Raw genomic sequence first — 12,698 nt, 5'->3', positions numbered from 1 at the left:
CAGTACGATGAACAAGATATCCTGTTAAATCATATAAGTCCATATGCCACCTCCAAAATAACCTATAATATATGTGCTATAGCACATATATTATAGAATGCATGATTACATGTCAAACTTTAATACTATTTTAGAATCAGTTCTCTACATAGCGTAAAGCAATTCAAAAGTCATAATATAAACGATATTAAAATAAAGTGAAACTTTAATCAGTGGGTTTTTGTCTATCCCCACTGATTATTAGTTGAACCAATCGGGCATTTACGGGCAGTTATCTCCCACCTAACTTCCTTGCATTCGCTGGTTTTTGAGGTGGGAGTTTTACTGACCGTTAATGCGGGATAAAAAGGCCTTTTTATTTAACGATTAAAATGTACGACTTTTGGAAAGGAATTCTTTATCGGCTCCCGTTACACCACTTTGCCCCCAGTTTCCTGGAATCATTTCACGAATAAGAATAAGGACTTTATCCAAAGGTGCATGAGTATATTTAGATGTTAATTGTGTAAGCTCGTTTACCCACTTATCCTTTGTATCTTGATCAAATGTATTCCATATATCAATCTTGATAATAGCCATTCCATCAACGTTACTATCTAGTGTATTGTAAGGCTCTTTTGTCTCCCAATTGGACACTCTACTTTTCTCAGCAAAGGTAGCATCACTTGCTACAGCCCCAGCTTTCCCCCAATTTTCTTTCTCAAGTTCAGTTATCAACACTTGAATTTTGTCAGGGACAATTTTTAATAGTTTTGTTGTAAGTTCAGTTACATTATAAATGAATTCCTTTTTTTCTTCTGTTGACATGGTCGGCCAAGTATTTAGCTCAATTAATGGCATAGTATTGCCCCCTAAAGTTAATTATTTATTCACTAGCTACAACTATTGGTTCAAATGATTTTTAACTGCTCTTACTACCAATTCGTGATCTTCTTCTGGTGGTAATCCTGAAACTGTTATCATTCCAATAACCCCTACGTTTTTTATTCTGATAGGAAAGCATCCACCAAACGCAGCGTATTCCGAAGTATCTAAAAGATATTTTTCATTATATGAGATTCCAGTTATTTCACTTTGTATCTGCATATAATACGAGCTATGATCATGCAGGGAAACGACTCGTTTTTTACGCTCAATCCATTTCGTATTTTCCTCATTTGTCCCTGTCATCTTGAAATGAAATAATTGCACACCATTTTTCGTTATATCAACAGCAATCAATTTTCCCTCTCGCTTTGCTGTTTCAACGATAAATAAACCTAGTTGCAAAGCATCTTCATTTGTAAAAGAGGAAAATTGAAGTGTTTCCTCCTCTATTAAAATTTGTTTACTTATTTCACTCAAATTTGAAGTACTCATATCTTTAACCTCCATAACTGTTTTATGCCCCACCGGCATTTTTTGAAATTATTAGGCTATATAGTACAACCTTTCAATCAATCTGAATATAAACTGCTGTAACATCGAGTAACTAGTACCGTAAAGCTTACTTTCTTCTTACAGGTGCTATTATGAATGATATTCAAAGTTATCAAAAGTACGCACTTTAAAGTGCTATAGGTACTTTAAAGTGCTTTTCTACTTATCCTCCTCTTACAGAGACTATTATGAAATATATTTAACATATTAAAAATGTATGTACTAAAGAATAATATTTTTAATAACTAACTTTTTTTGCTCAATGGTTGTAATCCAATTTCATCAATTTTTTTTATCAAGACAAACGAAAAATAAAAAGAACCTAGCCGATACTAGATTCTTTTCTGATCAAAAAACACTCTTATATTCCATGCACAAACTCTTTCCTATCTTGTTACAAAAGACTAAGAATAGAACTTTTATTAAAGGCTCATTTTAATTACAGTAAAACATTGATGAAAAGAATAAATTTTCAAAGAAAACTTGTTTGTCATGTTATCATTTAAGGTCCATTTTTATAAGTTTCACAATTACACCACCTAAAAAAATAGGAGGCAACAAAAATGAGTGAAAAAACAGCAGGCTTCTCGCAAGTAAATCACGTTGGAATTACTGTAAGTAATTTAGAAAAATCTATCGTTTTTTATGAAGCATTAACAGGTAAAAAAGTATCGAACATCGATGAAATTGGCGGAAAGAGAATGGCGCAGACCCAAGGACTTGAAGATACTCGTATTAAATATGCCAACCTTCACTTAGACAATTTGAACATCGACATTTTAGAATATATTGTCCCTAAATCAGATAAAGCATGTTACTCAAATGATCAAATTAGCGCAATGCATCTTTGTTTTGAAGTAAAAGATATTGATGCCGCTGTAGAACGTCTAAAAGCAATTGGGGTACAACCAGATGGTGCGCCAATTGTCTTTCAAGAAGAAGATGGCTTAAAATCTGGATTTGGTACAGGAGTTGCCTACTTCCGTGATCCAGATGGTACTAATTTAGAGCTTATTGCTCCAAAAGGTCCATTTAGACGTGACTAATTAAAATATATTAAGGTGTTTGTATTTTTTACAGCGCTACAATGAACTTGTGAAAAGATACTAAGTTTTGCTCATGTGAGTACCGAAAAAGCCACCTTATGTGAAAGGTGGCTTTTTTGTCGCTAGTCGTGAAAATTAACTAGCTCTTTTATCGCGTTTAATTTTGAAGAAAGCCCGATAAACCATTCTTCATCTCCGGTTACTAATGCCAGATCTATCAGAAAAAGGATTTGCTCCTTGTTTATTGCCTTTGATTCAGGGAGTTTTTTAACGTGTTTACTTAAAATTGAAATTGTTTTGCTTATTGTGTCCTCGTTGTCACATCTAATAACCATTACCTTCACTAATTCTCCTAGGGTATCAAATGATTCAATATAACCAGTTATTAATTCACCCTCCCTTGATATTCCTCGAACCCAATCTCCTACTTCTAAAACAGGATTATTATTTGACATCATACTTTTTCACCTTCTTACAAATGATTTTAGTATTAATAAAATAGAATAACTTCTCATTTTTTAGTGACGGCAAACAAGATATAAAAACCAAACTGTACTGTTTTTTATTACATTTAAGCGTTAAGAACTTCACGGCTATATAACAATCAAACCGCTCATCGTTCTTGATTAATAAGATCAACAACTTCTTTCAATGTATAGTTCTTTAAATATTCACCTAGATGTTCTTCAGCACCTAAGAAAATAGTAAAAAGGACTTTTCGCATATTCGAACCTACAATACACTGGTCATTCGATTCTGGACATTTAGGTTGCAAAGCACCTTCTGAGGTTATTTGATAAATATTCCAGAGACTAACTTCACTTAAATCTCGAGCAAAAATAAATCCTCCACCAGTCCCCTCTTTTGATTGTATAAACTTATGTTTTTTTAACAAACTTAGCACTTTGCGGATGCGTACTGGGTGAACACCGGCACTTTCTGAAATAGCATTACTTGTTGACATCCGGTCTGGCTGTAGAGCTAAATAAGTTAAACTGTGAATAGCCAAGGTAAAGTCACTGTTCATAGTCTTCCTCCTACGATATAAATTAATAATCACTTTTCAACATACTGTAACCATAAATATTACAGATAAGTTTGTCAAACGTTAAAATATATAAATAATTCTTACCATGAAGAAATAAATTTCTTTGTATTCTATCCGAGCTCATCTATGTTCCATTACTTCATTTAGCTCTTTAAGTGTAAAATAAATTTAAAGATTCCACTGTTTCTTGACTTGTTCTTCTGCCAATTGTTCAATTTTTGTCCAGATCGTATCTTTGCTCACAATAACATTTGTTTGATAATTTCTATTTTTATAATTAACTGTAACGCATACTTCAATCATCTTCTACTTCCTCCTTTCAAAAAATTTCCCTTAAGAAATATTACTTATTAATTAGCCAACTTTTGCAATTCAATGTTCAAAAATGTTCGAACGCTGCGTGGTAAAAATTTACGAATTTCTTCCTCGTTAAAACCAATCTGTAATCTTTTTTCGTCTAGCATAATTGGGCGACGCAACATTTGTGGATGTTCAATTATTAATTTATAAAATTCATTAAGCGAAAGCGCCTCAATATTTATATTTAATTCCTGAAAAATTTTGGATCTAGTCGAAATAATTTCAGTAGCCCCTTCTTCAGTTAAACGAAGAATTGATTTAAGTTCATCAACTGTCATAGAATTTGATACGATGTTTTTTTCAATATAATCAATTTGATGCTCCTCAAGCCATGCTTTTGCTTTTCGGCATGAACCACAGCTTACTGTTGTATATAGAATCACCATATTTTACACACTCCTTTAATGCTTTTTATCAAATGTACACTTATTTCAAGTATGGGTTAATGAAATGTATTAAAAAAAATTACAGTTTAGAATCAAATTTACGTAATGTTAGTTATTCGGCAATGTTTCGTTTATCTCTACTATTCATTTCTTTTTAAAATGCTTCTTCTATAAAATTGTTGAAACTACATTTTACAGACGATGACAACTCGCTTCTAAAAAGCGTACTGTAATTTTAAACTTTACAGTTCTATTAATCAACTGTTAAGTCTTGGATTAATTCTATTAACGTAACATATCGTTTTCTTTTATGTGAATATCCCCATAGTGTTATGGCTAACCATTTCCCAATGTACTTTACAGTACATTTTATTCATTTCTTGCTTACAAGTGCTATTATCGAATATATTTAGCATAATAAAAAGTACGCACTTCAAAGTGTTATAGGTACTAAAAAGTAACATATAAACTTTCTAGTACAGTTCTGCTTACTTCCCTCTTACATCGGTTATTATGAAATATATTTAGTACAATAAATAGTACGCACTTTAAAGTTTTATAGGCACTAAAAAGAAATATTTTAGTACGAAAACGTATGTGGCCCCAAAACTGAAATCTAAATTCATCAAAGGAGGTTTTTTAATGAAGACATACAATATTCCTGTAGAAGCGACTTTAGAAGTTATTGGTGGAAAGTGGAAAGTTGTTATCCTTTGTCATTTAAAGAAAGGAACAAAAAGAACGAGCGAATTAAAACGTTTAATGCCTGGTATTACACAAAAGATGCTAACACAGCAATTACGTGAATTAGAAGAAGACGATGTAATCCAAAGAAAAGTATATGACCAAGTGCCACCGAAAGTAGAGTATTCTTTAACGGATTACGGTTCGTCTTTAGGAGCCATACTCGATTCCCTCTGTACTTGGGGAGAAGTTCATCTTGAAAAAAACGGGAACACATCCATGCTTATTACAGCTGATGAATAATAAAGTGAAACTTTAATCAGTGGGGGTTTTCTTCATCCCCCACTGATTATTTCCCTGCAAATAGCGGGATAAAAAGGAGTCTAATAAATATGGCACATACTACTACATCTATGACAGTTTTTGCTTCACCTGAACAAGTATGGCAATTAATCGGAGGTTTTAACTCCCTTCCAGACTGGTTACCTTATATACCTAGCAGCAAAGTAACTGAAGGTGGACGCGTACGTCATCTAGCTAATCCAGATGGTGATACGATTATAGAGCGCCTAGAAGTATTCAATGATAAGGAACACTACTACACGTATTCAATTATGAATGCACCATTCCCAGTCAATAATTATCTATCCACAATCCAGGTTAAAGAAGGTACTGAAAATAACACATCATTAGTAGAGTGGTCTGGTACTTTCACTCCTGTAGGGGTTAGTGATGAAGAGGCAATTAATCTGTTTCATGGCATCTACAGCGATGGACTGAAAGCATTGCAACAAGCATTTCTAGATTGATCCACCTTTAAAAAAACGATGAAAAGCAAAGCGATATCGCTTTGCTTTTTTATAAAATCCCTTTTAACTTTTCACCAATTAACTTCGCTACATACTCATAGCCTTCTAGCCCAAAATGCAAACCATCTTTTTCTTCATCTTCTACGAATATTTTATAATTTTCTTCCTGAATCATCTCAGCATACAAATTTAGAAAATGGCTCCCGGTTTGCTTCGCTACTTCCTCTACAACTTCTGCATACTGGCCAAGTACTTCATTCGTTCTATTACGTTGTCTTTCTTCATCAACTGGCGCCGGACTAATAAGTAATACTTTTTCTGGTGAAATCGTGCTTACAATTTTCTCTAAGTTTTCTTTATATGCTTGTAATGGCACTTGAGCAAAAGAAACTGCATCATTCGTACCAAGAAAAACTGTTACAAAGTCTGGTTCATGTGATAATACATCCTCTTCAATCCTTTGTAGTGCATCGAACGTATTATCACCCGGAACACCTGCATTAACCACTTTCCAATTTGGAAACATCTCTTGCAAACGTGGTGTTAACCTTGGCGTTCCACCAAAAAATGTTTCATCAGCTGTAATACTATCTCCGAAGCATACTAAAGTTTTCATAAAGCTAACTCTCCTTTTACGTATGAAACAACTTTCCTTCTATCGCTTTCATATATCTTTCAGCAGAACGTTCAACTGCCTCATTTGCATTTTCTTTTACTACTCGGTGAAAAGCATTATATAAACGATTAAACTGTAACGGCTTCACTCGATTCGCCATTTCCTCCACTTTCCGTGCTGGTAATGGAATTAAGTTTGGATAGCTGTACATGAAACTCACCCATTGTTGATCCGCTACAACTTGAATGATATCACCTGTTAACAAAATTCCTTTTCCATCATTACCTTCTTCCCAATGTAAGACAGATCCTCCTTTAAAATGGCCTCCTAAACGATGAATGACCAATCCATCAGCTAATTGTAAAGACTCCCCAGACCAATATATAATACGACTACTCGGACGCATTACCCACTCTTTATCGTCTTCGTGTATATAAATGGGTACATCAAATGTCTCTGCCCATTCTACTTGCGTTGAGTAATAATGCGGGTGAGATAATGCAATTGCATCTAATCCGCCAAGCTCTTTTATTTTCGCAATTGTCGTTTCATCTAAATAAGTAATACAGTCCCATAGTAAACTATATGACTCTGTTTTCACTACAAATGCCGTCTGACCGATCGCAAATCCTGGTTTAGTTGTAAAACTATACAGTCCTTTTTCTTCTTCGATAATTTCATTTTTATACGCATCACTCGTTTGCAAGTTTTCTAAAGTCGTCCAAGACTGGCCTTTCGGATTAACATATTGCCTCTCTTCATCACAAATATGACAACTTACCGGTTCTTCCACACTCGCTGCATACTGCACGCCACACGTTGTACAAACGAAATTGTTCATCGTTTTTCTCCTATCCTTTTATTTTTTATTAAGCCGATATTTGTTGATTATTTTCTGCTTTTTTATTTTCAAGCGATACGCTTATAAGAGTAATAAAGTAAACAACTGTAACCACCATAGGAATTACGATAAATCCTTTTTCCGCAAAAAGAATCCCACATACTGACGTTACTAATACAGTTCCTACTGATAAAAACCCATAACTTTTACTTTCATAAATCCATACGTACGGTACAAAATGAACTCCTATTAACATCGCTACTACAAAAGGTAACCATTCTAGAAATTGAAAATAGGCAAGTAATACAAGCGGAATATTTAATACATTTATCCCACCAATTACTCCCGCTAAAGTCCCTAGCGGATTTCCTTTCGCAAACATATCAATTTTCAATATAGCAGCTATCATTAAGCCGCAAGGAAACACACATCCCATACCAATTAAATACACCCACACAACTTGTTTTTCAGAAAGAAGAACACCAGTTATGCTCGCTACAATCCAAAATAAAAGACCAGCTATTATAACGGGAAATCCCTTCTTCGTTTTTTGTGCTAAATCTCTTTTTGCTTCTGAAATGTTCATTTCACTATCTCCCCAAAATATTCGTTCTATAAATTCATCTCAATTTCGTCCATCCAATAACGCCAAGCTACTAAGTAATCTTCTAAATCTTTCGGGTGGTGTCTTAAACACGTATCTATACGCAAAAATAAACCTATAATTATTTCCTCATATAAATCTCGTTCTTTTTTATGAAATACACATTGTTTCATCACATAATCAATTGTTTCTTTCATTAAATCTTCCGGAGTTGAACAGAACGCGTAAATTAAATCGTATATAGGATCTCCTAAGACTGGTAAAGGATCTATCACACCCGTTAACTTATTCTTTTGAAATATAAAGTTATGGAATCCAAGATCACCATGCAATAAAAATGGCTTATTTATTCCAGTCCCCTTATTTGGACTATTTGTAAGCTTAAGAACAGTTCTATACTCTTCATCACTTATATATGGTTTTAGGTTTTCATAAGCTTCTATCACATTTGTTGTTAAAAATTCATTCCAAGATTGAACCGGACTTTCTTTCCATCCCCATCCATCTATATCTGAAACTATTTCATACTTATTAATAGCTTCCTTTACAAGTGTACTAAGCGTAATTCGTTTATATCCACGTTCGCACGAAGTACTCCCTTCGAGGAATGAATACACAATATATCTATTTACAGGTTCCTTATACAAAAGCTTTGAAAATAAAGTATTCCCTTCATAAAAAGAAAGAAAATCAGCTTCTTCACGTATCACTTCTGATTCATTCAGCTTTACAACGTATTTCGCGTCCAACAAATATACTGTACTTGTCGTTCCTCCGTTCAACACTTTCATGCTTTTCGGATAATGTGAAATAACCTTCTCATTAACTAGTTTTTCAGCGATTACTGAAATGTCCATTCCCTCACCCTTATACCCTGAATATTCCCTTAATTCAAAAGACAACTTTACTATCATTTGACAAACACAAGGGAAATCCTCCCAACACCTTAATATAACAAAAATAATTTTATTTTACTGCAACGGCTTCCTTCAATATTTCATCATATAATTCATTCCATTTATAATGATACGCTGCACTCTCTTCTACTCTAACAAACATCCTTTTATCGGATTCATACTCACCGTCAAACTTATGCACTTCATTAATTTCCATCCGGTAGAACGGCTGATACCCTACTTTTGGATACGGACTATTTTCATTCCAATTTGGATTATCACTATGGTCAACGATAATATATCCAAATAAAGTACATTCTCCTTTTACGTAACCCTCCTCCCACGCCTCTCTTTTAAAACACTCTTCTGGTAGTTCTCCTTTTTCTATATGTCCACCTGGAAAGTCCCAACCGCGATTTTGATGATCAATGAGCAACACTTTATCTTCATAAAAACAAAAGCCATGCACACTCGTAATCTTCTCGTACTCTGGTAATGTACAATCTCTTTTCCATGTTAACTTCACTTTTTCTTCTCCATAAGTTGCATATATCGTGACCATTTTCATCACTCCAAATGATCTTCATTTAATCTAGTAATTTCTATTGAATTATCTCTTTCTTTTAACTTACGAGCCAAACTTTCTACACCAAACACTTCTGTAAACGTATGACTACCTACAATTAAGTTAATGCCTTTAAATTTCGCATGATGCACTGTATATAATGTTTTTTCTCCTGTTATGTACGTATCACAACCTTTTTCTAGCGCACGCTCAATCAAATTTGTATTATTCCCTGCACCCGTTAAAATCGCAATCCGTTTCACTGGTCTGTCATGATTTTTCCAGCTCTTCACTTTCTCTTCCATTCTCTCTTCAAGTTTTCCAACTAAGTTTAAAAATGGAATCGCTTCTTTATATTCTCCTATTCCCGGTAGCTCTTCTTTTTCATACGTGGAATATTCCAGTATTGTATCTATCCCAATTTCATTAAACAACGACGTACATGTGCCAAACTTTACAAAATCTAACGGCAAATGAATCCAAAAATGATTCATTTCATATTCTTTTAATTTCTCAATACAAGCCTCTTCCATACCGAATAAAAAACTCCACGGCGCATGATGTGTAACTATCATATCAACCCCATTTCGATATGCTTCTTCAATCGTCTCTAGCGTCAAATTTGTTGTGTAACCTATTTTGTGAAATTCCTCTTTACTAAGGTGAGTGAAGCCATACTCGTCATCACCGTATTTATTAAGATGCTCTTCAAAAAGTGATGTAATATGTTCTTTAAACTGTGTTATATTCATTTTCATTTCTCCTTTCTTCTACTTTTATATTTCAAAAATAAGGAAATACTATTTAACGACGTTACATACATATAGGAGGACAATATGAAACCTGAATTTTTAAAAGCTATACATGAAGCGATTGGAAATGTTGAGCATATTCATATAGAAGAAAGTGGTTCCGACAGCTTACTTATTCATCATGATGATGCACAGCAATTAAAACAAGTTGCTGAAACTTTAGAACATAATAATTTCCGCTCTACTATTAGAACAGCTGGAGATGCTTCGTATATTGAAGTATTGAACAGATAGAGAGAAGTCCCAGCTATGTGCTGGGCTTTATTCTTTTATATTGAAATTTCAAACTCTTTCACATATACCGCTGTTCCAGCAATATCAATTTGTAACTTCCCATCTTCTACATCTTTCGTTACATAAACCGTTAAACGACCATCTTTATTCATTTCCTGTCCTTGCTCAATGATTAACTCCAATTCATGATCAAAATCTTTCTCCAAATACGTCGCATAATACGCTCCCATTACACCTGAAGCTGTTCCTGTCACTGGATCTTCTATTGTTCCAGAATAAGGTGATGAGAAATGACGACCGTGCATTTTTGCTTCTGCATCATACGTTTCCAAGCAAAGTGGATGGATCGCAACCTTTGGCATTTCTTTTAGCACCGATGGAAATTCATTATTATTAGGTTTCATTCTTTCACATGCATCAATTTTTTTAATAGGTACAATTAAAGTCCAAATACCAGTACTTCCATATACAATCGGTAAATTTTCATCTAAATCATTCACTTCAAGACCAATACTGTGAGCTAATGCCTCTTTGGAACCTGTAAAATTTTGAAACCGCGGTGTTGCTTGTCTCATTTTAATAAAAGTTTCCCCGCTTTTATTCGCACCTATATGTATTGGCAAAACCCCTGCCTTCGTTTCAATTGTTAAATTGTGTTTCCCTTCTAATAATCCTCTTTCATGAAGTGCATATATAGTCCCTACTGTCGCATGACCACATAAATCATTTTCATGACCAGGCGTAAAATAGCGAATTCTTACATCTGCTACTTCTGAAGAAAGAACAAAAGCTGTTTCGTTAAATCCAACCTTTTCAGCAATGAGTTGCATTTCCTCTTCCGCTAATCCATCTCCTTCTAATACAATACCTGCTGGATTTCCCATGTTCGGTTTATTACTAAATGCATCATAATGGACTACGTTTACTTTTTTCATTCTCATATCCCCTAATCCTCTTTTAAAATTTTTTTGAAGGTCCAAATATATTTTGAATGGTTGTAAGATCGTACTTTACCACTTCAATTCCCCTACACCCGGCTCAATAAACTTCCCTGACACATCCTCATTTGAATCTATTACCCAATCATATATAATTTGTGCTCCTTCCGCAGGAGTCATATTCGCATCAAAAGCACCAATGTCAGTCTTTAACTTCCCAGGGTGAATTGCGGTTACACCAATTCCTTCATTCTCAAACTCCTGTTGTAAGCAGAGCGTTAACATATTTTGTGCAGCTTTTGCGATCCGATATGAATATGAGAACTGCCCTTGCGGAAATTCTTTTCCGGCCATTTTATGTAATGAACCTAAACGAGAGGATACATTTATTATTCTTGGTTGATTCGACTTAGTTAAAGCCACATATGTACCTTTTACAGCTCGAATAACTCCTAAGCAATGAACATTAAATAGTTCTGTTAACTCTTCTGAATTTGTCCGTAAAATCTCGGTTTCCTTTCCAGGTATTCCAGCGTTATTTATAACTAAATCGATATGCTCCGTATATTTCTCAAGCTGCTCCTTAATACGTTCAGTACTATCATCAGCTGATAAATCTGCTAATATAGGAAAACATCTAGAGGTACACATCTGTTTTAATTGTTCTATCGATTCCTCACTTCTAACTAGCGGATAAACAATATGTCCATTTTCATGAAATATTTTTACTAACTCTAGCCCTAATCCACGATTTCCACCTGTAATAAGTACCCTCATATATCCATCTCCTTATTTTTATAATAAATAAGAAAATCTGCCCACTTACCATTCTCCTGAGAAAATGCTTCTCTCTTACATTCAAATGAAAAACCTGCTCTTTCTGCAAGACGAACGGATGGCTCATTATCGATATGTATATGTAATTCAATTCTATGAAATTGAAGGCTATTAAAAAATAATGGCAGCGCAGCTATTACACTTTCTGCTCCGTATCCATTTTTCCAATATTGATTATGAATAGAGTAGCCCATCATCGCCCATTGATAGTCCATTCGTAAAATTTTTATAAGTTCTAGCTTTCCAATATTGGCGCCATCCTCTTTCTGAAAAATACCTAGAACGTACATTTCATCCCGTCGTGCCGCCTCATCAAATCCTCTTATCCATTCCGTGAACCATTCTTTTGTTGAAGACGACATGTCATGATAGCCATCATCGTATTTATATTGAGATGGTAACCTCTTATTGAATCCATCTAACCAACTTTCATAATCCTCTTTTTGAAATGGACGGATAATAAGTCTCTCTGTCTCTACTTGCAATAGTGGCAGCTTCATTTATATCTCTTCCTTTAATTATTAATCGAATATTCTTTATTATCTTACACAAAATACAAAATCTAGTAAATTATTATGTTTTTTATAAACAAAAATCCAGTTA

At 34.2% G+C, this 12,698-nt stretch carries 19 protein-coding genes; 4 read left to right on the top strand and 15 right to left on the bottom strand.

Annotated features, from left to right (window positions below; genetic code table 11):
* Positions 1-366 precede the first annotated feature (366 nt).
* Positions 367-840: a tautomerase family protein gene (locus KI356_RS20435; RefSeq protein ID WP_212936287.1), complete on the bottom strand. Its 474-nt coding sequence runs from the start codon at positions 838-840 to the stop codon at positions 367-369.
* Between the two features lie 42 nt (positions 841-882).
* Positions 883-1,398: a heme-degrading domain-containing protein gene (locus tag KI356_RS20430; protein ID WP_212936286.1), complete on the bottom strand. Its 516-nt coding sequence runs from the start codon at positions 1,396-1,398 to the stop codon at positions 883-885.
* A gap of 584 nt (positions 1,399-1,982) precedes the next feature.
* Between KI356_RS20430 and KI356_RS20425 the strand changes: the two genes are divergently transcribed.
* Positions 1,983-2,465 (top strand): VOC family protein, encoded by a 483-nt coding sequence (locus tag KI356_RS20425; RefSeq protein ID WP_212936285.1) that lies wholly within the window; start codon positions 1,983-1,985, stop codon positions 2,463-2,465.
* Between the two features lie 122 nt (positions 2,466-2,587).
* Here KI356_RS20425 and KI356_RS20420 read toward each other — a convergent pair whose 3' ends face one another.
* The 4 genes from KI356_RS20420 to spxA form a co-directional block, all read right to left on the bottom strand.
* Positions 2,588-2,920, bottom strand: coding sequence for an IDEAL domain-containing protein (locus KI356_RS20420; protein WP_033718111.1), 333 nt, complete (start codon positions 2,918-2,920; stop codon positions 2,588-2,590).
* A gap of 158 nt (positions 2,921-3,078) precedes the next feature.
* Entirely contained in the window at positions 3,079-3,492 is a 414-nt protein-coding gene (gene saiR / locus KI356_RS20415; RefSeq protein WP_128280644.1) for an Rrf2-family transcriptional regulator SaiR, read from the bottom strand.
* Between the two features lie 189 nt (positions 3,493-3,681).
* Positions 3,682-3,816, bottom strand: coding sequence for a BA3454 family stress response protein (locus KI356_RS20410; RefSeq protein ID WP_002146538.1), 135 nt, complete (start codon positions 3,814-3,816; stop codon positions 3,682-3,684).
* Positions 3,817-3,863: 47 nt separating this feature from the next.
* Positions 3,864-4,259 (bottom strand): transcriptional regulator SpxA, encoded by a 396-nt coding sequence (spxA, locus tag KI356_RS20405; protein WP_212936284.1) that lies wholly within the window; start codon positions 4,257-4,259, stop codon positions 3,864-3,866.
* Positions 4,260-4,901: 642 nt separating this feature from the next.
* Between spxA and KI356_RS20400 the strand changes: the two genes are divergently transcribed.
* Both KI356_RS20400 and KI356_RS20395 read left to right on the top strand, forming a co-directional pair.
* Positions 4,902-5,246 (top strand): winged helix-turn-helix transcriptional regulator, encoded by a 345-nt coding sequence (locus tag KI356_RS20400; RefSeq protein ID WP_000860825.1) that lies wholly within the window; start codon positions 4,902-4,904, stop codon positions 5,244-5,246.
* An 89-nt stretch (positions 5,247-5,335) separates the two neighbouring features.
* Positions 5,336-5,752, top strand: coding sequence for an SRPBCC family protein (locus tag KI356_RS20395; RefSeq protein ID WP_212936283.1), 417 nt, complete (start codon positions 5,336-5,338; stop codon positions 5,750-5,752).
* A gap of 49 nt (positions 5,753-5,801) precedes the next feature.
* On the opposite strand, the gene KI356_RS20390 is transcribed toward KI356_RS20395, so the two are convergent.
* The 6 genes from KI356_RS20390 to KI356_RS20365 form a co-directional block, all read right to left on the bottom strand.
* On the bottom strand, positions 5,802-6,368 hold the full coding sequence (locus KI356_RS20390; RefSeq protein ID WP_212936282.1) for an SGNH/GDSL hydrolase family protein: 567 nt from the start codon (positions 6,366-6,368) through the stop codon (positions 5,802-5,804).
* Between the two features lie 16 nt (positions 6,369-6,384).
* Positions 6,385-7,209, bottom strand: coding sequence for an MBL fold metallo-hydrolase (locus tag KI356_RS20385; RefSeq protein WP_212936281.1), 825 nt, complete (start codon positions 7,207-7,209; stop codon positions 6,385-6,387).
* A gap of 28 nt (positions 7,210-7,237) precedes the next feature.
* A complete protein-coding gene (locus tag KI356_RS20380; protein WP_128280648.1) occupies positions 7,238-7,795 on the bottom strand; it encodes a DUF7010 family protein in 558 nt (185 codons plus the stop codon).
* A gap of 26 nt (positions 7,796-7,821) precedes the next feature.
* A complete protein-coding gene (locus KI356_RS20375; RefSeq protein ID WP_234842440.1) occupies positions 7,822-8,670 on the bottom strand; it encodes a phosphotransferase in 849 nt (282 codons plus the stop codon).
* 109 nt (positions 8,671-8,779) lie between these two features.
* Positions 8,780-9,271: an NUDIX domain-containing protein gene (locus KI356_RS20370; protein WP_128280650.1), complete on the bottom strand. Its 492-nt coding sequence runs from the start codon at positions 9,269-9,271 to the stop codon at positions 8,780-8,782.
* A 5-nt stretch (positions 9,272-9,276) separates the two neighbouring features.
* Positions 9,277-10,026, bottom strand: a complete 750-nt coding sequence (locus KI356_RS20365) for a Nif3-like dinuclear metal center hexameric protein (protein ID WP_212936280.1) — start codon at positions 10,024-10,026, stop codon at positions 9,277-9,279.
* An 84-nt stretch (positions 10,027-10,110) separates the two neighbouring features.
* Here KI356_RS20365 and KI356_RS20360 point away from each other — a divergent pair, with 84 nt between their 5' ends.
* Positions 10,111-10,320, top strand: a complete 210-nt coding sequence (locus KI356_RS20360; protein WP_002121018.1) for a hypothetical protein — start codon at positions 10,111-10,113, stop codon at positions 10,318-10,320.
* Between the two features lie 35 nt (positions 10,321-10,355).
* Here KI356_RS20360 and KI356_RS20355 read toward each other — a convergent pair whose 3' ends face one another.
* The 3 genes from KI356_RS20355 to KI356_RS20345 all read right to left on the bottom strand — a co-directional run bounded on the left by KI356_RS20355 (position 10,356) and on the right by KI356_RS20345 (position 12,595).
* Positions 10,356-11,255: a PhzF family phenazine biosynthesis isomerase gene (locus tag KI356_RS20355; protein ID WP_212936279.1), complete on the bottom strand. Its 900-nt coding sequence runs from the start codon at positions 11,253-11,255 to the stop codon at positions 10,356-10,358.
* Positions 11,256-11,330: 75 nt separating this feature from the next.
* Entirely contained in the window at positions 11,331-12,035 is a 705-nt protein-coding gene (locus tag KI356_RS20350; protein ID WP_212936278.1) for an SDR family NAD(P)-dependent oxidoreductase, read from the bottom strand.
* A complete protein-coding gene (locus KI356_RS20345; protein WP_128280654.1) occupies positions 12,032-12,595 on the bottom strand; it encodes a GNAT family N-acetyltransferase in 564 nt (187 codons plus the stop codon). The genes KI356_RS20350 and KI356_RS20345 overlap by 4 nt, the downstream gene beginning before the upstream one ends.
* Positions 12,596-12,698 lie beyond the last annotated feature (103 nt).

Origin of the sequence: Bacillus hominis, from assembly GCF_018332515.1 — a bacterium.
In the GTDB taxonomy this organism is placed as follows: domain Bacteria; phylum Bacillota; class Bacilli; order Bacillales; family Bacillaceae_G; genus Bacillus_A; species Bacillus_A hominis.
Note: the sequence above shows the minus strand (reverse complement) of the source record. Positions and strands in the feature narration are given on the sequence as shown.